General features: G+C 52.8%; 16 protein-coding genes and 1 riboswitch. Of the genes, 10 read left to right on the top strand and 6 right to left on the bottom strand.

Features of this window, described 5'->3' with window-relative positions; genetic code table 11:
• The first annotated feature begins 89 nt into the window (after nt 1–89).
• Nucleotides 90–1,514 (top strand): type I glutamate--ammonia ligase, encoded by a 1,425-nt coding sequence (gene glnA, locus SACSAC_RS02470; protein ID WP_037283105.1) that lies wholly within the window; start codon nt 90–92, stop codon nt 1,512–1,514.
• A gap of 292 nt (nt 1,515–1,806) precedes the next feature.
• On the opposite strand, the gene SACSAC_RS26715 is transcribed toward glnA, so the two are convergent.
• Nucleotides 1,807–3,555, bottom strand: coding sequence for a methyl-accepting chemotaxis protein (locus SACSAC_RS26715; protein ID WP_051506808.1), 1,749 nt, complete (start codon nt 3,553–3,555; stop codon nt 1,807–1,809).
• A 270-nt stretch (nt 3,556–3,825) separates the two neighbouring features.
• Between SACSAC_RS26715 and serC the strand changes: the two genes are divergently transcribed.
• From serC to SACSAC_RS02450, 3 genes are all read left to right on the top strand, one after another.
• Entirely contained in the window at nt 3,826–4,914 is a 1,089-nt protein-coding gene (serC, locus tag SACSAC_RS02460) for a 3-phosphoserine/phosphohydroxythreonine transaminase (protein WP_037283103.1), read from the top strand.
• Nucleotides 4,915–5,065: 151 nt separating this feature from the next.
• Nucleotides 5,066–5,533 (top strand): tRNA (uridine(34)/cytosine(34)/5-carboxymethylaminomethyluridine(34)-2'-O)-methyltransferase TrmL, encoded by a 468-nt coding sequence (gene trmL / locus SACSAC_RS02455; RefSeq protein ID WP_037283100.1) that lies wholly within the window; start codon nt 5,066–5,068, stop codon nt 5,531–5,533.
• A gap of 165 nt (nt 5,534–5,698) precedes the next feature.
• Nucleotides 5,699–5,953, top strand: coding sequence for an AbrB/MazE/SpoVT family DNA-binding domain-containing protein (locus tag SACSAC_RS02450; RefSeq protein WP_037283097.1), 255 nt, complete (start codon nt 5,699–5,701; stop codon nt 5,951–5,953).
• Nucleotides 5,954–6,036: 83 nt separating this feature from the next.
• On the opposite strand, the gene SACSAC_RS02445 is transcribed toward SACSAC_RS02450, so the two are convergent.
• The 3 genes from SACSAC_RS02445 to SACSAC_RS02435 all read right to left on the bottom strand — a co-directional run bounded on the left by SACSAC_RS02445 (nt 6,037) and on the right by SACSAC_RS02435 (nt 8,380).
• A complete protein-coding gene (locus tag SACSAC_RS02445) occupies nt 6,037–7,101 on the bottom strand; it encodes a phosphodiester glycosidase family protein (RefSeq protein ID WP_037283095.1) in 1,065 nt (354 codons plus the stop codon).
• On the bottom strand, nt 7,098–7,514 hold the full coding sequence (locus tag SACSAC_RS02440) for a hypothetical protein (protein WP_037283093.1): 417 nt from the start codon (nt 7,512–7,514) through the stop codon (nt 7,098–7,100). Before SACSAC_RS02440 ends, SACSAC_RS02445 begins: the two co-directional genes overlap by 4 nt.
• A 149-nt stretch (nt 7,515–7,663) precedes the next feature.
• Complete coding sequence (locus SACSAC_RS02435; protein WP_037283091.1) at nt 7,664–8,380, bottom strand: DUF2161 family putative PD-(D/E)XK-type phosphodiesterase; 717 nt, start codon at nt 8,378–8,380, stop codon at nt 7,664–7,666.
• A gap of 183 nt (nt 8,381–8,563) precedes the next feature.
• Between SACSAC_RS02435 and SACSAC_RS02430 the strand changes: the two genes are divergently transcribed.
• From SACSAC_RS02430 to SACSAC_RS02405, 5 genes are all read left to right on the top strand, one after another.
• Nucleotides 8,564–9,568: a LacI family DNA-binding transcriptional regulator gene (locus SACSAC_RS02430; RefSeq protein ID WP_037283089.1), complete on the top strand. Its 1,005-nt coding sequence runs from the start codon at nt 8,564–8,566 to the stop codon at nt 9,566–9,568.
• 330 nt (nt 9,569–9,898) lie between these two features.
• Nucleotides 9,899–12,448 (top strand): beta-mannosidase, encoded by a 2,550-nt coding sequence (locus SACSAC_RS02420; RefSeq protein WP_037291843.1) that lies wholly within the window; start codon nt 9,899–9,901, stop codon nt 12,446–12,448.
• Nucleotides 12,449–12,940: 492 nt separating this feature from the next.
• Nucleotides 12,941–13,492 carry an acyl-CoA thioesterase gene (locus SACSAC_RS02415; RefSeq protein WP_051506807.1) on the top strand — a complete coding sequence of 184 codons (552 nt, stop codon included), beginning with the start codon at nt 12,941–12,943 and terminating at the stop codon, nt 13,490–13,492.
• A gap of 235 nt (nt 13,493–13,727) precedes the next feature.
• Nucleotides 13,728–13,882: riboswitch (FMN riboswitch) on the top strand.
• Nucleotides 13,883–14,069: 187 nt separating this feature from the next.
• Complete coding sequence (locus SACSAC_RS02410; protein WP_037283085.1) at nt 14,070–15,077, top strand: DMT family transporter; 1,008 nt, start codon at nt 14,070–14,072, stop codon at nt 15,075–15,077.
• 202 nt (nt 15,078–15,279) lie between these two features.
• Nucleotides 15,280–16,119, top strand: coding sequence for an alpha/beta hydrolase (locus tag SACSAC_RS02405; protein WP_037283083.1), 840 nt, complete (start codon nt 15,280–15,282; stop codon nt 16,117–16,119).
• A 109-nt stretch (nt 16,120–16,228) separates the two neighbouring features.
• On the opposite strand, the gene SACSAC_RS02400 is transcribed toward SACSAC_RS02405, so the two are convergent.
• A complete protein-coding gene (locus SACSAC_RS02400; RefSeq protein ID WP_084777879.1) occupies nt 16,229–17,779 on the bottom strand; it encodes a phospholipase D family protein in 1,551 nt (516 codons plus the stop codon).
• Nucleotides 17,780–17,964: 185 nt separating this feature from the next.
• Between SACSAC_RS02400 and SACSAC_RS02395 the strand changes: the two genes are divergently transcribed.
• A complete protein-coding gene (locus SACSAC_RS02395) occupies nt 17,965–19,875 on the top strand; it encodes a PAS domain-containing protein (RefSeq protein WP_051506806.1) in 1,911 nt (636 codons plus the stop codon).
• 63 nt (nt 19,876–19,938) lie between these two features.
• Here SACSAC_RS02395 and SACSAC_RS02390 read toward each other — a convergent pair whose 3' ends face one another.
• Nucleotides 19,939–20,787, bottom strand: coding sequence for a DegV family protein (locus SACSAC_RS02390; RefSeq protein WP_037283080.1), 849 nt, complete (start codon nt 20,785–20,787; stop codon nt 19,939–19,941).
• Nucleotides 20,788–20,920 lie beyond the last annotated feature (133 nt).

Below are 20,920 nucleotides of genomic sequence, written 5' to 3'. Positions count from 1 at the left end.
CCGTTTTATAATGACGACAGCGAAAAAAGAGCATGAACGTTTCATAACGCATATCCGTTCAATGTTCGGAAATTTGGGAGGAAAGTGACATGTCGGTAGAAAAAGTATTGAAGCTTATTCAGGAGAACAACATCGAGTGGGTTGATTTCCGTTTCGTGGATCTGTCGGGCAAGACTCATCACATTTCGGTCCCTGCAAGCGCAGTTGAAGAAGAAACTTTTGAGAACGGCGTAGCCTTCGACGGATCGTCGATTCCGGGCTTCCGCGGGATCGAAGAGTCGGATATGGTCATGATGCCGGATACGGAATCGGTATACATTGACGCTTTCACTGCTCATCCAACATTGAACATTATGTGCAACATCTATACGCCGGACGGCGAACATTACGACCGTGACCCGCGCGGCATCGCAGAGAAAGCCGAAGCTTTCATGCAGGCGAGCGGCGTAGGTTCCGACGCGTTCTTCGCGCCTGAATCCGAATTCTTCATCTTCGACGACGTTCGTTACCACAGCGGCATGAACAGTTCTTCGTACTCCGTGGATTCCGAAGAAGCGGCATGGAATACGAACCGCCAAGAAGAAGGCGGCAACCTGGGCTTCAAAGTAGGCGTCAAAGGCGGCTACGTGCCGGTCGCTCCGGTCGACAGCCAACAGGATATCCGCAGCGAAATGTGCCGTCTGCTCGAAGAAGCAGGTCTCGTGATCGAACGCCACCACCACGAAGTGGCGACGGCCGGCCAAGCGGAAATCAACTTCCGTTTCGACACACTGAAGAAAACGGCAGACAACCTGCTCAAATACAAATATATCGTGCACAACACCGCTCGCCAATACGGCAAAACGGCTACGTTTATGCCTAAACCGCTCTTCGGCGACAACGGTAGCGGCATGCACGTTCACCAATCGATCTTCAAAGACGGCGAGCCTTTGTTCTATGAAAAAGGCGGCTACGCCAACCTGAGCGAAATGGCGCTGAACTACATCGGCGGCATCCTGTACCACGCTCCGGCATTGATCGCATTGACGAACCCGAGCACGAACTCGTTCAAGCGTCTGGTTCCAGGCTACGAAGCTCCGGTTAACTTGGTATTCTCGAAGGGTAACCGCTCGGCGGCTGTTCGTATCCCGGTTGCTGCCGTGACGCCTAAGGGCTGTCGCATCGAGTTCCGTACGCCGGACTCCACCGCTAACCCTTATCTCGCTTTCTCGGCCATGCTGATGGCGGGCCTTGACGGAATCAAGAAGAAAATCAATCCGGTTGAGCTGGGCTACGGTCCTGCCGACAAGAACCTGTACGATCTGCCGGAAGAAGAGAAATCGCAAATCCGCAGCGTTCCGGGTTCCCTGGAAGAAGCACTGGATTCGCTCGAAGCGGACAGCGCGTTCCTGACTGAAGGCGGCGTCTTCTCCGAAGACTTCATCGCGAACTACATCGCCTTCAAGCGTGCGGAAGCGAAGCAAGTATCGATCCGCGTTCATCCGCACGAGTACAGCCTGTACTACGATTGCTAATCCGCCGCGAATTCGTTCCGTGAAAGCAAATACGGCAAAAAGCCTCTATCCGGTAAAAGGATAGAGGCTTTTTTTCGCTCAGCCTTAGTACTCTGTACCACCTCAAATAGTAGGTTTGCGTTTCGAACGAGCGTAACGTTACTTTTATCGGGTACGGAGTACTGGGCAAACGCGGCACTCGTGCGCCGATTTCGTTCAAGCGCGCGGCGTGAAAAAACGACCTCGTTTCCGTATAGGCGGAAACGGGGTCGTTCGTTAATGTATTCGGCCGATGCCGGCCTCGCCTTGCTTCTCAGCCTTCCGTCGCCGACTTGAGCTCGGCCGACATGCGGTTCAGATCCTCGATCAACTCCGAGAAGCGTTCGACCGAAGCGGCATAGCTTTCGCTCATTTGCGCGATCTTGCCGGCTTCTTCTTCGGACAGCTTCGATAACCGGCTGAGTTCTTCCATCGAAGAATTCACTTGCTGCGCGCCCGCCGAAATTTCTTCGGCCGACGCGCTCACGCTTTGAATCTGCATTTCCGAGCGTTCCGTCGCTTGAAGGATGCCTCGGAACTGCGCTTCGTTGTTTTCCATCCGGCTCATTCCGGCTTCGACTTCTTTGGTAATCGACGTCATGTCCGCCGAAGAACGGCTGATCCGCTGACGGATATCGGATACGACCTGCGCGATCTGCTGCACGGCGCCGCCGGTTTCTTCGGACAGTTTGCGCACTTCCGTCGCCACCACTTCGAAACCGCGTCCGTGTTCGCCGGCATGCGCAGCTTCGATCGCGGCGTTCAGCGCCAGAAGCTGCGTTTGCGAAGCCACGTCGCGGATAAAGCCGATGATCGAAGAAATCTGTTCGGACATCGTGTCCAACTCGTCGATCGAAGCCGAAGACGTATCGACTTTTTCCCGGATCTGCTGCATCTGCGCTATCGATTCCCGGATCGACTGTGCGCCGATCTGCGATTGCCGGGTCGTCGTTTTGGCCTGCTCGGACACGTCGCCGCTCATTTCCGCCACATGCATGATGCCCTGCGAAATCTCGTTGATCGCCGCCGAGCTTTCCAGCGTTCCTTGCGATTGAAGCAGCGAATGATGCGCGATGTCGTGCATGGCGGACACGATTCGGCTGTTCATTTCTTTGCTTTGATTTTGCAGGTCGGACAGCTCTGCGGCCATATACACGATACGGTCCGAAGTGCTGCCTGCCTGGATCATGATCTGTTCCAGCTGCTGCTTTTGACGCAAAATATCGGTGCTAGCTTCGGCGCGCTTGAATTGGAAGTACATGCTGACCAGCAGTCCGATCAAAACAAGAATATAGCTGACTTTTTTCAATAAATGGGCCAGGTCGAAGTTGACGTCATAAGAAGCATGCGAAAATGACATGAAGCCGAGCTGCGTCAAAGCCGCGGTAATGATTGACAAGATGAGCCAGTGCTCGAAATGACGCGTTTTCCAATGGCCGAGCTTCAGATGCCCGTACAACGCGACCAGGAACAGCAGTCCCGGAACGATTTCTTGAGGGCGTCCGATGAATCCGCCTTCCACGTAAGCTTTCGGAAGCGGAACGAAAATGAAGAATAGGAAGCAGGCCAGCGTCAGCAGCGCGGTCATGCCGTAAACGAGACCTTCGGTGCGTCGGCGTTCGGCGGCTTGTTCTTCGCGCCGGTTCCACAGCAGCCAAGCCAGTACGAGCAGCACCGACAGAAAGATGCGCGAAGCCAGCCAGCTCCAAGCGACGAGCGAAGAAGAGACCGACGGGAACATGTCCGCGAAAAAGGAAGAGGTGACGATCGCATGATAACCGTCAAGCAAAGCCGTACCGAGAAAGCCGCTGCCGATCAGCAGCATGGACGTGCGGTTTTGCGTATAGTAGTACACAAGGGCAAGAATGCCGATAAAGCCGGCGAGCATCGTCGCCATGATCTCCATCGAAGTATGCAGAACGGTTCCGCCCTGCCATTGGATATTGCGCAGCGGAATTTCGGCCAAAGCTAAAACGAGGAATAAAGCGGCATAGCCCCAGGCACGTTTGTTGACGGTTTGCATGTCGGATCTCCTTTTGAATAAGCAAGGTATTAAGAATAATGGTATAGGACTATTGAAGTATATAAGGCGAGTTACCTCCAGTCAATGATTTCGCAAAATTATTTTGCGAAAAACCGAAAAACACGAACGAATAATGATTTTTGACGAAAAGCGTAAAGCTTGAAAAAAACGACTCGTTATCGCTTTATCGCGTCATGGTTTTACTTGAAGTAATGTTAGATTGCTGTTATGATTAACCCTAAATTCTGGGCTTGAGGGGGCATTTGATTCATGGGTAAACGGGCTTACAACTTTAATGCGGGGCCGGCTGCATTGCCGCTCGAAGTATTGGAGCGCGCGCAGGCGGAATTTGTGGAATTTCAGGGTACGGGCATGTCGATCATGGAAATGTCCCACCGTGGGGCCGTGTACGAGAGCGTACATAATGAAGCGCAGGAACGCCTGCTGAAGCTGCTGGGCAATCCATCCGGCTATAAGACGCTGTTCCTTCAAGGCGGAGCCAGCACGCAGTTCGCGACGATTCCGATGAACCTGCTGACAGCAGGCAAGACAGCGGGCTATGTCATGACGGGAAGCTGGGCTTCCAAGGCTGCCAAGGAAGCGAAGCTGATCGGAGATATTTATACCGCGGCTTCGACCGAAGGCGACAAGTTCACGCGCATGCCTTCGCAAAGCGAAATCGAAGTGCGAGACAATGCCGCGTATGTGCATATCACATCCAACGAGACGATTGAAGGCACGCAATTCGCCGAATATCCGGATACGGGCAATGTGCCGTTGATCGCGGATCTGTCCAGCGACATTTTCTGCCGTCCGCTCGATATCGAGAAGTTCGGAATGATTTATGCGGGCGCTCAAAAAAACCTCGGTCCGTCCGGCGTAACCGTCGTGATTGCCAAGGAAGAAATGCTGGCTCAGGAAGCGAAGAACATTCCGACCGTGTTCCGCTACAGTACGCATTTGTCGAACAACTCGCTGTACAACACGCCGCCGTCTTTCTCCATTTACATGGTCAATCAGACCCTGCGTTGGATCGAAGAGCAAGGCGGTCTGGAAGGCGTACAAGAAAAGAACAATGCTAAGGCGAAGCTGTTGTATGATGCAATCGACGGCAGCGGCGGATTCTACAGCGGCGTTGCGCAAACGGATAGCCGTTCGATCATGAACGTGACGTTCCGTTTGGGCTCGGAAGAGCTGGAGAAGGCATTTGCCAAAGAAAGCGAACAGCAAGGCTTTGTTGGTCTTAAAGGCCATCGCAGCGTCGGCGGCCTGCGCGCTTCGATCTACAATGCCGTACCTTACGAAAGCGTAGCGGCACTGGTCGACTTCATGGGCGATTTCCAAAAACGCAACGGCTAACGTTACAATCTTCCCTTAAGCTGGCGATTCGGGTACTATAGAAAAGAAGAGACGGAAAAGCCGCCCAACCTTCGGGCGGCTTTTCTGCGTGCATCTAATAGAAGCATTGAATGCTGTCAGTCTTATTTTTCGAAACGGAGTGAATACACTTATGGCTTTGCATATCGTACTGGTTGAACCGGAAATCCCGGCGAACACCGGCAACATCTCTCGAACCTGTGCAGCGACGGACACGCATCTGCATCTGGTGCGTCCGCTGGGCTTCCGCACGGACGACGCTTCGCTTAAACGCGCGGGTCTGGATTACTGGCCTTCCGTCAAACTGGAGTATCATGACTCGTTTGCCGAGCTTCAGGAAAAATATCCGGAAGGCCGCTTTTTCTACGCGACGACGAAAGCAACCAAGCGCTACAGCGACGTTCAATTCCGGGACGGAGATTTCCTCGTTTTCGGTAAGGAAACCAAAGGCCTGCCCCCGGAACTGATCGCCGCGAATCCGGACACCTCGATCCGCCTGCCGATGCGGACCGAGCACGTGCGTTCGTTGAACCTTTCCAATTCGGTGGCGATCATGCTTTACGAAGCGCTGCGCCAGTTGGATTTTCCGGGCATGGAATAATTGCTTCATTAGATAAAAAACCGATAATTAACCAACGTTTCTTTTTTTTGCTCAACAAGAAGGAATTCGTAATCGAGCCTCGAATATCTAGTGTTGGGTTTGCAGAATCATTTCTGCAGGTGGGGCAGAAACAGCAAACTAAAAACAGAAGAGGTGTTTTCAATCATGAAACCTGCTGGAGTAGTCCGGAAAGTCGACCAATTGGGACGTATCGTCCTTCCGAAATCGCTGAGAAAAAGATACCAAATGAACGAAGGCGATCCGGTCGAAATTTTGGTCCAGGGAGATCATATCATTTTGGAGCGTTATCGTCCGAAATGCGTGTTCTGCGGTTCTATCGATGAAGTCAGCGAGTTTAAGGATCGTTATATCTGCGGAGCTTGCGTGGTCGACATGATGCATCTTCCCAAACATGGCTGAGCGGCATTGAAAACATCCGTATCATGCAAAAAAAGAGCCCTTGGGCTCTTTTTTTATAACCGATCGTTACTTGTCGGGCGAAATTATTTGAAGAACAAAAAGTTGGTCGGTACAGGGCGTAACGTGCCGTCCGAAGGATGGTTCACGACGCGGCCGTTCATGACGAGCGAAGACGAACCGCCGCCATCGAGATTGTACGCATTGATGACGCCGATTTTGTACAGCTGGCCTTGAATCTCTTCAAGCGTTGCGCCGGAGCCGCCGCCTTCGTTATAGCCGTCGATCACGAAGATAATCAACTGGTCATCTTTGTAGCTGCCGATGATCGTACGCGGGGCGCGCTTCGGAGAAGCTTTCCATTTTGCCGGAATAGCCGTCTTCTTGCCGTCTTTGAGCAGAATCGGCACGAATGAAGCGCCGAATTGCGGCCGGAGCTTATCGAGCTGATCCTGACGATCGAATTTGCCGCCGATCAGCTTGCCGGAACCGTTGAGTCCGACAAAGTATAGATCCTTGAAGCTGGACTGGAATCCGGTCAGATACTGGCCGTCCATCATCGTTGTGCTGAGCGGGTAACGTTTGCCGTCTTGGTCCGCGAATCCGCCGGCATTGATGCCTGCGATCGCGCCGTGCCGTTGTACGGCTTTGAGCGTCGTCTCCGAGCTTCCGAGCGTCTCGCCCGCCAGACTCATGCGCATCGCGGAAGGGTCTTTCAGCTTTACTTTCATCGCATAGCCTTTGTAAGTGACGGCATTGACGCGGAACAACTCAACCCGGATCTTGTCGCTATCTACGGTCTCTATCGGCAGTCCCAGCTTGGAACGGATGCGTTTGTCGTAGATGTTTTCGGGCCGGCTCGCTTGAATGGACGCTTTTTGCACAATCGAAGACATCGTTTGCGTCGTCTGGTTGTACAGGTTCAAAGTCTGCTGCAGCGAGTCGGAAGTCGATTTGGCGCTGATCTCTGCCGTATCCAGGTCTTGCAGCAGCTTGGCCGAAGAAACGCTTACCCTGCTCTCGGACTTGTAAGCCTGAGTATCAAGCTGCAAGTCGAGCTGCGGCGGAAACAGCAACAGGCACAGCAACAGGCCGATTGCCGGAGCCGCCAGGATCAGGAAGAAGCGGTTCACGTGTTGGACGCGCGTCATTTGAGCAGATCCATTTTCTTCTGAAGTGCGTTCAGTTGGGTTTTGACCTCGTCCAACTGCGTATAAAGCTTGTTGCTGTTATCGGTTTTGTTGCTCGCGTTGTCTTTGGTAAAGGTCAGCAGCTCGTTGAACGAGTCCACTTTGCTTTGCAGGGCAGCGATTTGCTCGTTCAGGTCCGTATTCAGGGCGGCAAGCTGCTTCTCGTAATCGGCGCGAAGATCAGCCATTTGAGCCTGTGTTTGCTGCTCTAAAGCAGCAACGGTCTGGGCTTGCAGCCTTTGGCTGTACTCGTAAGCGGCATAAACGAAAAGGGCGATCAGGACGACCCAGACCAGCAAAAACCATCTGGCTGAAAGCCTGCCCTTTTTCGTGCTGCGGGACGGGGCGGAGGTAGGTCCCGTTGAAGCTTTCATTCCATCACCTCATTAATAATTTGAAAAAGGCAGAGCCTCAAATTTCAGTTTTCATTCTATCATGCAGGGTTTTATTTCGCAAAAGCCCTTTTGTCCGATTTCAAACCAAAGCTTTCAATTTTCATTACAAAGCATGCAGTCGATTTTTCCTATTTCTCGGGCCAAGCCGATACGACGGTCGCATACTCGTTGAGTGCGGCGAGACCCGTTTCCGTCAATTTGTAACGACCGCGGGACACCCGTTCGAACCAGCCGTAATAATTAGCTTGAAGCACGGCAGCTGCTTTGCCCACACCGCTCGCTTCTTTCAACATGACCGGAGAAGCTTCGCCGAACATCCATAGCTGACGAGCGACTTTCAGCGCATTTTCCCGGTAAGCGGTCACGATTTTTCGTTTGGTTGAGCCGCCGATGTTGTGATCTCCGCTGCGGGCATCGAACTCTGTGCGTAACCGCTTGGCTTTTTTGCCGGAGATTTTGCCTGTCTTGCCGGAATCTTCGCCTGCTTCACATAGGACTTCAACGAACGGGGACTTGGATTTGTAAAAGGTAATGACGATAAGTCCGATTCCTAAACGTCCGCAAAGCCGCGCGATTTCGCCGAATCTCTGATTATGCGCCCCTTTTTTGGCTCGATTGCGCTCCACGGCCAAATAAACCAACCCGCCGGTGCGCTGGCGATCGGCTCCTTGAAGCAGCAATTCAAGCGTAAACGTTCGTTTCATCTCCACGATAAGAGGACGTTCTTCGCCTTCAAGGTAACCGACCAGGTCGCAGTGACGGACTTCGCTCTTGACCGAGTACCCTCGTGTCTCGAAGAACGATTTGAGCGGCGGATACAATTCCGTTTCATACTTCACAGCCATCTTTCTTACTCCTTTTATGTCGCAAATTGCCTGAATTCAATATCTTATCATACCCTTAAAGCAGTCGGTTGGCAAAAAAGCTTGTCGCGCAAACGACACCTATATATAATAGTAGAAAAAAACATGGGTTTCCGGACGGGGCGTCGCAAAAGTGTACAATCCGACCGGGAAGGAGGTAAAACAATGGCTTCGATTCATGACGTGGCCAAAGAAGCGGGAGTTTCAGTCGCAACCGTTTCCAAGGTAATTAATAACTATCCGGATGTGAGCGATAAAACGCGCAAAAAAGTCAGCCAAACGATCAAAGATCTGAAATACCATCCCAACGTGGCTGCAAGAGGACTGGTGAAAGGCCGTTCCTGGACAGTCGGCGTATTCGTGACGACTTCGTTCACTAATCCGTTCGTCTCGGAGCTGCTCGAAGGAATCAAGACGGCGCTGCAAAACAGCGGCTATGACCTGGTTCTGCTATCGACGCGATTTGACGATCCGGGCTATTCGTTCGTCGAGCACTGCCTCAGTCGGAACGTGGATGGCGTAGTCGGTTTCGGCGTAGCGCGCAACGATCCGCATTTGGAAGAATTGCTCGATTCCGATATTGCCACGATGTTTGTCGACGCGGACATTCGCGGCCGCCGTGCCGGATATATCACGACGGAAAACAAAGCGGGCATCATGCAGGCCGTCGAGCATCTCGTAGAACTGGGACATTCGCGTATTTCGTTTATCTCGGGCGAGTTGGACAAAGCTGTCGGCGTGCTTCGCCACGAAGGCTTTATGGAAGGCATGAAGAAGCACAAGTTACCCGTAAACCCGGATCATGTGCGCATCAGCGACTATTCCATGGAAGGAGGGACGCGCGCGATGACCGACCTGCTGGCATTGAAGGAGCGTCCGACTGCCGTTGTCTGCACGTCGGATATGATGGCGTTCGGCGCAATCAACGTCATTCATCGCAGCGGTCTGTCCGTGCCCGAGGATATTTCCGTCATTGGCTTCGACAATACGTATTATTCGGAAATCTTCAGTCCTGCACTGACCACGGTAAACCAAAACATTCCGTCGATCGGTTCGCACGCGATCGAGACCTTGATCGCCATGATCGAAAACAGCGACTTCGCGCCTTCCGTCGTGACAGAGCCGTCGAATCTCGTTGTTCGCAGCACTACGGCCAAGCCTCGCAAGTAGTGCCTTGTCAACTCTTAATCGGAGGATTGCGTTCGAATGAAAGTAACGCGCTTCAGGTGCATTTCATTCGAACGCAACCTTGCTTCTAGCGTTGACAAGGGAATGGAAGTTTACAAGCCTATCAAGCACCACATCGAAAACCCTGACCGTATGCGGCAGGGTTTTTCTTTTGCTAACGAACCTAACAAAATAATTTTATGTATTTTTGTTTTCCTAAAAAAATAAAAATGATATAAAAAAACGAGATTATATTGAAATTTAGTGCGGAGAATGATACGGTGTTGATGGAAATTAAAAGCGGTTACACTTTCAGCATTGGGGGAAAACATCGTGAACGAAATCAAATGGGAATTGAAAGAATGGACGTTTGCAGCTTCAGGAGAAAACGAACGGCTGCCGGCCGTCGTACCGGGCTGCGTGCATAGCGATCTGTATCGAAACAACAAAATTCCGGACCCGTACTACGGAACAAACGAGCATGACTTGCAGTGGATCGACAAACAGGACTGGGTCTATGAGACGACCTTCGCCGCACCTGCCGAGCTGCTTCGCCAGGATAACATCAGCCTCGTGTTCGACGGTCTGGACACCTACGCTGACGTAGAACTGAACGGCGCACGCATTCTGTCGGTCGACAATATGTTCCGTACGTGGAACGTGCCTGTTAAGACGCATCTGAAAGACGGAGAAAATACGCTGCGCATCCTTTTCCGTTCACCGATCAACGAAGATCTGCCGAAGCTGGAGAAGCTGGGTTACGCACTGCCCGCATCCAACGACCAATCGGAGCTGGGCGGCCTCGGCGACAAGCGGGTCAGTATCTTTGCGCGCAAAGCCCCTTATCACTACGGGTGGGATTGGGGTCCGCGTTTCGTTACGAGCGGGATCTGGCGCGCGGTACGTCTTGAAGCTTGGACCGGACAGCGCATCACCGATCTGTTTATCCGTCAAAATGAAGTCACGGCGTCGAAAGCCAAGCTGACTGCGATCGTAAGCGTAGAATCGGACCGCGACTTCGAAGGACGTCTGCGCATCTCGGCGGAAGGATTGGAGATTGATCGCACCGAGCAAATTCGCCGCGGCGAAAATACGATCCGTTTCGAATTCGAAGTCAACGATCCGAAGCTATGGTGGTCGAGAGGTCTCGGCGACGCGCATCTGTACACGTTCAAGGCGGAGATTTTGGAAGGCGAATCGCTCAGCGCGGAGAAAAGCGTGCGTACCGGTCTGCGCAGCGCCAAGCTGAAGCGGGAAAAAGACGGCGCGGGCGCGTCCTTCTATATTGAGCTGAACGGCGTTCCGGTCTTCGCGAAAGGCGCGAACCATATTCCGAACGATAACTTCGAGACGGACGTCACGCGCGAGCGTTATCGCTACGAGGTTGTCTCGGCGGCCGAAGCGAACATGAACATGCTGCGCGTTTGGGGCGGCGGGATTTACGAGGAAGACGCCTTCTACGAGCTGTGCGACGAGTACGGCATCATGGTCTGGCAGGACTTCATGTTCGCGTGCAGCATGTATCCGGGCGACGAAGATTTCCTGGAAAGCGTGCGCCACGAAGCGGAAGACAACCTACTCCGTCTGCGCAATCACCCGAGCATCGTGCTGTGGTGCGGCAACAACGAGATCGACTCGGCATGGGCGCACTACATTCCGGACGGCGGTTGGGGCTGGAAAAAGGACTACACCAAGGAGCAGCAAAACAGCATTTGGGCGGACTATGAAGCGATCTTCCACCGTCTACTGCCGACCGCGATCTCGAAAATGGCACCGGGCGCGGAGTACTGGCCTTCTTCGCCGCTCGTATCGCTGAGCAATGACGAGAAGCAGCACGCGCACCCGGGCACGTCGGAAGGCGATATCCACTATTGGGGCGTATGGCACAATTCGGAGCCGTTCGAGAACTATAACAAATACATCGGCCGTTTCATGAGCGAATACGGTTTCCAATCGTTCCCGGAACACAAGTCGGTCCTGCAATATGCGCCGGAAGACGCGCTTCAACTCGATTCGGAGATCATGCTGGCGCATCAGAAGAACGGACGCGGCAACTTCTTGATCAAGGAATACATGGACAAATACCTGCCGGAGCCGAAAGACTTCGTTTCGTTCCTGTACATGAGCCAGGTGCTGCAAGCCGAAGCCATGAAATCCGCGATCGAAGCGCACCGCCGCAGCATGCCGTATTGCATGGGAACGTTGTACTGGCAAATGAACGATAGCTGGCCGGTCGCTTCCTGGTCGGGCATCGACTACTACGGCCGCTGGAAGGCGCTGCACTACTACGCTCGCCGCAGCTTCCGCGATCTGTCCGTATCGATCGACGGCACGAACGGAGAAGACCTGAATTTCCACGTTCTGAACGATCATTTACAAGCGGAATCCGCATCGCTGCGCATCCGACTGCTGAGCTTCGGCGGCGAAGTTCGGAGCGAGCAGGTACTTCCTGTAGAAGCCAAAGCGAACAGCGCGGAGAAAGTCTACTCGGCGAAAGTGACCGAACTGCTCGGCGAAGAAATTGCGGAGCGCACGGTATTGTTGGCCGAACTGGAACAAGACGGCCGCGTCATCGATCAGCGCACGCACTATTTCGTGCCGGCACGCGAGATTGAACTGTCCGCGCCGAACATCCGCGTCACCCGCACCGACGACGGCGAAGGCCGTACAACGATTGCGCTCGAAACGGACATTCTGGCAAAACAAGTCTGGCTGACCGCCGAAGCCGAAGGCGTCTTCACCGACAACTACTTCGACCTCGTGCCGGGCGAAAAAATCGTCGTCGAATTCTGGGCGCGCCAAACCGAAGGCACCTTGTCCCACGGTGCTCCAGGCGCCGTCTCTGTTCAATCGATGGCTGATTTTATTAAAATTCAAAAATAAGTTCCTATTCGTGGGAAGCTGGGGGAGGTGCTGCGGGAGAAATTCGTTCCGGTCGCGTGTTGACTTTGGGAAGCCTAATTGAAATTTATAAGGAAGCTTCCCAAAGTCAAAGGCGAACGCTATCGCTCCTACACTAAATTTCTCCCTCCGCACCCGCTTCGCCGGGAATATAAAATCATTTTTAAATCTGGGCGCCGTCTGAAAAGAGACGGCGTCTGTTTTTTAATTAAAAAAACAGATCGAGCGAGGCCAAGCCGATGCTTGGGAAGACCCTTAGCGGAGGGGAGAGTTCGTGTAGGAGCGAAGCGCTCGCCTTTGAAATCGGGAAGCCTCCTTGTTAAATTCCATCCAGCTTCCCGATTGAGACAGCGACCGAAACGAATTCTCCCCGCAGCGCCCCCGGTCTTCCCACGCAGAGGGTTTGTACGCCTGAGTCACGGAGGCGTATAATGGACAAACGAGATCATCAACACAAAGAAGGAAGTGCAAGAGATGGAAGGGATTCCGATTCGTACGACGAGAAGTTATAAAATGGCGCGCGTGTTTCCGACCGATGTGAACAGCTATCAGACGTTGTTCGGCGGGAGGTTGATGGCGTATATTGACGATATCGCTTCGATTGCCGCAGCGAAGCTGTCGAGAGCGAATACGATTACCGCTTCGACGGATTCGGTCGATTTTCTGTATCCGATCTATATGACCGATTCGGTGACGCTGGAATCGTTCGTGACCTGGACGGGACGCAGCTCGATGGAGACGTTCGTGAAGGTCGTTCGCGAGGATCTGAAAACCGGGGAGCGCCAGATTGCGGCGACGGCTTTTTTGACCTTTGTCGCGTTGGACGACCACGGGCGCAAGACGGAAGTTACGCCTGTGTATCCGGAGACCGAAGAAGAACGGAAGCTGCACGAGAGTGCGCCGATTCGGGCGGAGATGCGCAAGCAGCGCAGAGAAGCAAGCCGGACATTGGCGGAGTTTTTGACCAAAAGTTATCCATGGGAACCTGAGGAAAGCGGCGAAACAGACAGCGAAAATTCGCCGTAAAGGAATACGCAACCCGGAAACTAACTTTATTTTATTCAGTAGCTTGTAAAAGTGTGTAACATGGTTTATGATGAAACCAGACTTGAAAGACTGAACGCAGATGAAAGTTTGCGAAAGACGACATCATTCTCGATCATTTTTGCGAATATCGGGAAATGTACGAATATCGTGACAATTTTCACATGCATATCGTCTGGATTTGTTTTAAAATAAGATTATAAAAAATAAATGAATAAAGGATCTTCGGGGTAGGGTGAAATTCCCGACCGGCGGTAATGGTTTGCGACGCAAATCTAGCCCGCGACTCTCGCATCGTTCGTCATGAACGATCGGGACTGATCTGGTGCGATTCCAGAGCCGACGGTACAGTCCGGATGGGAGAAGATCAAGCGCAGACATGCCGGTGCGAGCCGACTGTAGGTTTTTTTGAGGAACCTGCCAACGGATACTCGCTTCGTGTTTGTTGAACCGCTCGACCCTTCGATTAACGTAAAAACCGCCCCGAACGCCGGATCTTCCGGTCTTCGGGGCTTTTTGCGCGTATGATCCCCCTTATTCAGATGAGGAGACTAGGGAAATGAAAACAGCCAATCGCAACGACTTTACTCAAGCAAGCACAGGAGGCAAAGGAAGCTCCTTCTTTTCCAAAGCAGGAAGCGGATTTTGGTTGATCGTACTCGGCGCGGCCATGTGGGGCATCGATCCGCTGTTCCGGATTTTGCTGTTGGAATCGATGACCTCTTCGCAGATCGTTTTGCTGGAACATGTCATTATCGGACTTGTCGCGGCGCCGATTCTTTGGAAAAACCGGACGGAACTGAAAGGTTTGGGATGGCGTCAAATCGGTGCGTTGCTGTTCATTTCCTGGGGCGGTTCGGCTCTGGCGACCTTGATGTTCACGCTGGCTCTGCAGCATGCGGGCGGAGCATTCAATACAGTACTTTTGCTGCAAAAGCTTCAACCGCTGTTCGCGATTGTTTTGGCGCACTTCATGTTGAAAGAATCGCTGCCGCGTCAATTCGGTCCGCTGTTCCTCGTTGCGCTGGGCGGTACGTACTTGCTGACGTTCGGCTTTACGGTTCCGTTCGGTCACGCGGGCGAGTTTATGCAACTGGGCAGCTTGCTCGCTTTGGGTGCTGCGGCACTGTGGGGCGGATCGACGGTTATGGGACGCTATATGGTAGGCAAGCTGAAATACGAGACCGTGACTTCGCTGCGCTTCATTCTGGCTTTGCCGCTGCTGCTCGCGATTACAGCCAGCGAAGGTGCGGCTTGGGCGCTGCCGGCAGGCGGAATCGCACTTACATTGGTTGGCGTGAACTTGCTTCTGCAAGCGTTGCTGCCAGGTCTGCTTAGCCTTCTGGCTTATTACAAAGGACTGAAAACGACTAAAGCTTCAGTGGCGACATTGGCCGAATTGAGCTTCCCTATGGTCGGCGTGCTCGTGAACTGGTTGTACGGCGGCGAGGTAGTCACGCCGGCGCAGGTGATCGGCTTTATCTTGATCTGGTCGGTACTGTTCATTATCTCCCGTCAACAGACGCAAGAGATCGGTCCGGGACGATTGGCGCAAGAAGCGGCTTAAGCGCAGCAGGCATTCGGCACAGTCGAATATTCAGGTTCTCTTCCGAATGATCTTGGGAGGGAACCTTTTTTCATGCGGATACGATGGCAGAGCTTGCGATGAGAGTAGGGTTTTAGGATCGCCAATCAGATATGCTATGATGAACATAATAGATTGCATGAAGCGTTGAAAAATTTTGCGTAGAGAAACGGAGAGAATGTTCATGAATGGAGAATCAACCTGGTCGGCGCGCAAGCCGGACCAAGCTTTTGTCCGACTTGTACCGGACGTGCAGTTCGCGCGTTTTGCAGGAGGCAAGACGCTCAGTATGAACCTGCTGCTTCCGGCTGCGGAAAGACCGGCGCCGCTGATTATATGGATTGTAGGCGGAGCTTGGGTCAGCTGTAATTCGGCGCGCAATTTGCCTCAACTTGTTCGTTTTGCCGAGCAGGGGTATGCAGTAGCCGCGATCGAGTATCGGTTGGCGCATGAAGCGCGTTTTCCCGCACAGATCGAAGATGTCAAGAGTGCGCTGCGTTTCCTGCGTGCCAATGCGGACAAGTACGGCATTGACGGCAGTCGCGTCGGCGTATGGGGACACTCGGCAGGAGGACAACTGGCGGCGCTGCTAGGGGTGACGGGCGGTTCGCCGGAATTCGAGACCGCCGATGATTTGCAGCAGTCTACGCGAGTTCAGGCGGTTGTCGATTTCAGCGGTCCGATCGATATCGAGCTGGACTTCCAAAGCGAGTTCCATATGCCTGTAATGGCATTGATGCTCGGCGGTACGATTCGAATGAAGCCGGAGCTTGCGCGCAGCACCAATCCGACGCACTATCTGGACGGACGCGAAGTTCCTCCGTTCCTCATCGTGCATGGAGATGCGGACACAACCGTCCCTTTGCGCCAAAGCCGAATCTTGCATGATGCGCTTACGCAAGCCGATGTTCCTTCCGAATTGTGCGTACTGGAGGGAACGGGACACTCCACGGCGGAGATGTTGACCCGGAGCGACGTGCTTGATAAAGTCGGCGAGTTTTTCGATAGTCATCTCAAATCGTAAAGAAGCCGCGTATTTAAACTTGGATTTTACGGGGAATGACAAAAAATGCAGTTCGTTCCTTCACAGGAGCGAACTGCATTTTTGATATTTCCTTAGACAACCTGCTTTTTTAAAACGTCGTAAATCCGAGTCTCATCTGTATCCGGTACAAAATATCTTTGATCCAGGTTGTCGCTTCCAAATGTTCGTCCAGATCCAGCGTATATTCGGCGCCGTCATTGTTCCAGATCCGTTCGAAGTAGCCGCGCACGTCGCCGGTCAATTCGCTGTCGGTCGGTGCTTCCACGAACAATTCATTTTCCAGGTTATAATCTTTGAGGTTGCGCGGAGTGAAATTGGTCGAACCGGCCAGGATGCTGCTTTGGCCTTCGGTCCGATCGATAAACAGCATTTTGGTATGGTATTGTTCCTTGGTCGTGTTGTACCAACGAATCTGAATGTCTTCCGGCGATTCTTCATGCAATTCGGCAGCGACTGGGCGGTTCGGAATCCCGATCTTGTCCCGGCCGAATGCATTTTCGTTGGGATCAAGCACCAAGCGAACTTCCGCGCCCCGATCCGATGCGTCGATCAGCGACTGCATCACGTCGTAATCCGCAAGATAAAACATGCCCATCCACACCGTATCGCCTTCGCTTGCTTTGTCGATTTCCGCCAGTACATGCTGATGCACTTTGCCTTCGGTCAGATATCGTACCGCGTAAGGGGCGTTTGCGTCTTGTTCGGTGCTGCCCGCATATACGGGCAGCGTACCGCCGCCGGAGAAGTCCAACACCGCTTGCTCGGCTTTCAGCAGATCGCCGATAATCGGGCCGCTGACTTCCAGCGCGACATTGGAATGATAGGCGCTCGCATCATGAATATTGCCGCTGGAGACGATCGCGCTTTTTTCCGTAATAAAAGCTTTGCGGTGGTTGGCTTTGACGTTCAGCAGCTTCAAATAAGAACGAAGCGTGATATCCGGCCCGTCGCTGGCCATCAGGTTCGGAATATGACCGTTGCCGGACTGACCGAACCATTGAATAAACGTGCGCCAAACGGCCGAGTAGATCGGAGTCGAATCGCGCAGCGGATCGGTATTTGTGACGACGACTCGAATCCCGGCTTTTTTCATGCTTTCCAGCAGCGCGTTGGAAGACGAGCCGTAATTCGTATTGACCTCGTCCGTAATAAACACGATATCGAGCTCCGGCACGGCCTGTTTGCGCTCGATCAGCGTTTTGGCCAGTTTGGCGCTAACCTTCGGGTATTGCTGCCCTTCATGCGTATAATCGTTGAAAAGAAACACGTCGATCACGATAAACTGTTCCGCTTCTTGAATCATTTCAAGCGTTCGATCAAAAATTTGCCGGTCCTGCGTGAATTCGCGAGTCTGCGCCGGATAGGTCAAATCGTATAAGAAATCGACCTGGTTCGTGCGATAGACCGGGCTTTCGTAAGAAATTCCTTCCGGCAGCGGCTTATTCATCTGATACAACAACACCGCGAGCAGCCACACCGCCAGCAAAATAACCAGTCGCCATATGATCTTTCCGGTCGTCAGCGGAGTGCTGCGTTTGTTTTTTTTGCCGCGAGGGCGCTTGGGTTCGTATTGCCGGTTGCCCGACGCGCGCATGATCGTACCGCTGCGATGCGTCGCCCATAATTCATCATTGCCCATTCCGTTCGTCCCTTCTATGTAGGCTCTATCTCTATCTCTATATAACAACAAGCAAGCGTGACTGACGCAACAGGAAAAAGGAAGCGGAATAAATTCGGCAAACCCGTTCGGTACTCCCTGTTTTTTAAAGAAAAATTGAGATAAAATGAGTCAAGAGACGATGTGTGAAACGAAGGGAGTCCGCCTTGAAAAATTCATTTGGCTTGTTAGGAGAAACGGTTGCGGAAAGTGAAGTGTATCGCCCGCTGTTTTTTCACCATCCCGACGCCATTTACGTGATGAACATGGCGGGAGATCTGGTCTATGCGAATCCTGCGACCGAACAGATCACCGGTTATACTTTTGAAGAGATGCAATCCATGACGCTGCGCGATTTTTCCGCCAATCGCGAACCGGGCCGAAGTATGCTTTACTGGAACGCGATGGACACGCAAAAAAGACTGGAGTTCAAGCTTGAAATTATACGCAGAGACGGCGAAAAGCGAATGCTGGCGATTACGTATGTAGCCATCGAACAAGACGATGTTCGGGTAGGCGTATATGCGATTGCCAAAGACATCACGGAGGACGAACATCGGAACCGCAAATTGCGCGAGCAGGAACGTCTGTACCATTCGTTGTTTGAATATAACCCGGCGGGGATTTTGTCCTTTGATCCCGAGGGACGTTGTTTGTCGGTCAATCCGAATTTGGAAGCGATGACCGGTTATTCGCATCGCGAGTTGTCCGAACAACCTTATGCTCATTTTTTTGCACCGGAGTCGTCCATGCTGCTAGAGCAACGGTTCGAGTACGCCCTAAGCGGACATTCCGGCAACTTCGAGGCGCAGCTTCTGGCAACTGACGGACAGCGGATCGACGTGAATCTCACTACGCTGCCGATCATTGTCGATCGACAAGTGTTGGGGGTGTATATGATCGCGCTCGACATTACGGAGTCGAAGCGGCAGATGCAGCGAAGCCGGGAATTGACGGATCAATACACGTCAATCCTGAATGCGGTATCGGAAGGAATTTATGAGATCAATCGCGAAGGGCGCTCCGTATTCATCAATCAGGCAGGGGCGCAGATGCTCGGGTACGAAATCGAAGAATTCCAAAATATCTATAATCACGATCTGATTCATCACAGCCGCGCCGACGGCAGTCCGTATCCGGTGGAGGAGTGTCCGATTCACAGTTCAATGCGCGAAGGCATTGTCCGGGAAGTTCGCGGTGAAGTATTCTGGCGCAAAGACGGAAGCAGCCTGTTGGTCGAGTACCGGGTGAATCCGTTATTCGAAAACGGCGAACCGGCAGGAGCCGTCGTCGTTTTCAAGGATGTGACCAGCGAAGCGGAGATCGTTAGGCAAAAAGACGAAGCGCAACGCGGACTTGCTGCCAAAACGAAGTTCTTGAGCCTGATGAGCCATGAACTACGCACGCCGCTCGGCGGCGTGCTCGGCATGGCGGAATTGATGCAGCAAACCGAATTGACCTTGGAACAGCAGGATTATATGGAAGTGCTGCTGCTAAGCGGGCGAGGCCTGCAGGCCGTTGTCGATCGAGTCCTTGATTTTAATGCTGCGGAGAGCGGGGCATTGCGTTTTGAGAACAAGCCGTTCCGGGCGCGCCGCTTGATCGAAGAATCGGTCGAAGCTTTTTCGGTCCAGGCACAGACGTCCGGCGTCGAGTTGGCGCTTCAAATTGCCGACGGATTCCCTTCAGAGTTGGTTGGGGACGAAGGGAAACTCCGGCAGATCATGGTAGGCCTTGTCGGTAATGCCGTTAAATTTACGCCGCGAGGGCTGATCGAAGTGTTTGCGGAATGCGTGGTTCGGCCGCGTACGGGTCACGGAGAGATGGCGCGCTGCGTACTCAAAGTCGAAGTTCGCGATAGCGGGATCGGGATTCCGGCAGACAAAATGGAACTATTGTTCCAGCCGTTTTCCCAAATTCATTCTTCGACGCTGGCTCGCAGTTATGAAGGAACCGGTCTGGGGCTCGCCATCTGTAAACGTTGGATCGAGCGGATGGGAGGAACGATCTGGGCAGAAAGCCAAGAGGGGGCCGGATCGGTCTTCTCGTTCACTTTGCCGATGTTGTGCGAAGAATAAAAAAAGACCGCCGTTTCCTCTCCTTGGGCTGGAGAAAACGGCGGTCTTTTTTGATAAAGGGATTTAGCTTTTTTTGGCGTACATCAGACCGATTGTGCCTGGACCGCAGTGCGTCGAAATGACGCATCCGGCCGAAGGCATCAGCACTTCCGTTACATTCGTTTCCCGAAGAATAAATTCGCGCATTTGAATCGCGTCTTCCTCGGCGTGCGCGTTCACGACGACCACAGGTCCTTCGATCCGGTCTTTGTTGACCAGCAGGTTTTGCAGCATCTTGTCGATCGCTTTTTCCCGCTTCCCGCGAACTTTGTAAGCCGGTGTCATCTTGCCGTCGTTGACCTTGATAATCGGGCGAATGCTGAGCAGGCTTCCGATCAGGTTTTGCATGCCGGAGCAGCGCCCTCCTTTGTGCAGATATTCCAGCGTGTCGATCGCGAATTCGGTCTCCACCTCGGGACGCATGCGTTCCAGCTTGCGCACGATCTCGTCAATCTCCGCACCGGCTTCGGCAAGACGGGCTGCTTGAAGCACTTGAATGCCGATTGCCGTCGAGAGATTTAGCGAGTCAAAGACCGTTACGCTGCCCGGATCGAAGTCATCGGCGGCAATCCGGGCGTTCTGATACGTGGATGACAGCTCGGAAGAGAGACTGATATACAGAATACGCTCCCCTTTTTCAATATAAGGAGCAAACGCTTGACCGAAATCGGCCGGCGAAGGGGCTGCGGATTTGGGTAGCTTGCCCTGACGGGCGACTTTATCAAATAGCTGGGATGGGGTAAGGTCTACGCCATCACGGTAAGTTTGATCCTCGAAAACGACGTACAGCGGTACGATTCCAATGCCGTATTGCTCGATTAGCCCGGCAGGCAGATCGCTGGTACTGTCAGAAAAAATTCGAATGTTGGGCATATTCATCTCCTCATGGACGCTCCCGCACACTTAAAAAGCAAGCGGGCGAAATAAGCAAAGCTGTTACATTGTCTTCGGCAAGCAATTGATGTCGGGTTGCAAATCGGGCGAGACAACGTATGTAGAGACATTC

This window comes from Saccharibacillus sacchari DSM 19268 (genome assembly GCF_000585395.1).
GTDB classification, from domain to species: domain Bacteria; phylum Bacillota; class Bacilli; order Paenibacillales; family Paenibacillaceae; genus Saccharibacillus; species Saccharibacillus sacchari.
Note: the sequence above shows the minus strand (reverse complement) of the source record. Positions and strands in the feature narration are given on the sequence as shown.

What these genes read in the sequence shown, in the direction of transcription:
- glnA (WP_037283105.1), top strand. Translation starts at nt 90, where the DNA reads ATGTCGGTAGAAAAAGTATTGAAGCTTATTCAGGAGAACAACATCGAG.
- SACSAC_RS26715 (WP_051506808.1), bottom strand. Translation starts at nt 3,555, where the DNA reads ATGCAAACCGTCAACAAACGTGCCTGGGGCTATGCCGCTTTATTCCTC.
- serC (WP_037283103.1), top strand. Translation starts at nt 3,826, where the DNA reads ATGGGTAAACGGGCTTACAACTTTAATGCGGGGCCGGCTGCATTGCCG.
- trmL (WP_037283100.1), top strand. Translation starts at nt 5,066, where the DNA reads ATGGCTTTGCATATCGTACTGGTTGAACCGGAAATCCCGGCGAACACC.
- SACSAC_RS02450 (WP_037283097.1), top strand. Translation starts at nt 5,699, where the DNA reads ATGAAACCTGCTGGAGTAGTCCGGAAAGTCGACCAATTGGGACGTATC.
- SACSAC_RS02445 (WP_037283095.1), bottom strand. Translation starts at nt 7,101, where the DNA reads ATGACGCGCGTCCAACACGTGAACCGCTTCTTCCTGATCCTGGCGGCT.
- SACSAC_RS02440 (WP_037283093.1), bottom strand. Translation starts at nt 7,514, where the DNA reads ATGAAAGCTTCAACGGGACCTACCTCCGCCCCGTCCCGCAGCACGAAA.
- SACSAC_RS02435 (WP_037283091.1), bottom strand. Translation starts at nt 8,380, where the DNA reads ATGGCTGTGAAGTATGAAACGGAATTGTATCCGCCGCTCAAATCGTTC.
- SACSAC_RS02430 (WP_037283089.1), top strand. Translation starts at nt 8,564, where the DNA reads ATGGCTTCGATTCATGACGTGGCCAAAGAAGCGGGAGTTTCAGTCGCA.
- SACSAC_RS02415 (WP_051506807.1), top strand. Translation starts at nt 12,941, where the DNA reads ATGGAAGGGATTCCGATTCGTACGACGAGAAGTTATAAAATGGCGCGC.
- SACSAC_RS02410 (WP_037283085.1), top strand. Translation starts at nt 14,070, where the DNA reads ATGAAAACAGCCAATCGCAACGACTTTACTCAAGCAAGCACAGGAGGC.
- SACSAC_RS02405 (WP_037283083.1), top strand. Translation starts at nt 15,280, where the DNA reads ATGAATGGAGAATCAACCTGGTCGGCGCGCAAGCCGGACCAAGCTTTT.
- SACSAC_RS02400 (WP_084777879.1), bottom strand. Translation starts at nt 17,779, where the DNA reads ATGGGCAATGATGAATTATGGGCGACGCATCGCAGCGGTACGATCATG.
- SACSAC_RS02390 (WP_037283080.1), bottom strand. Translation starts at nt 20,787, where the DNA reads ATGCCCAACATTCGAATTTTTTCTGACAGTACCAGCGATCTGCCTGCC.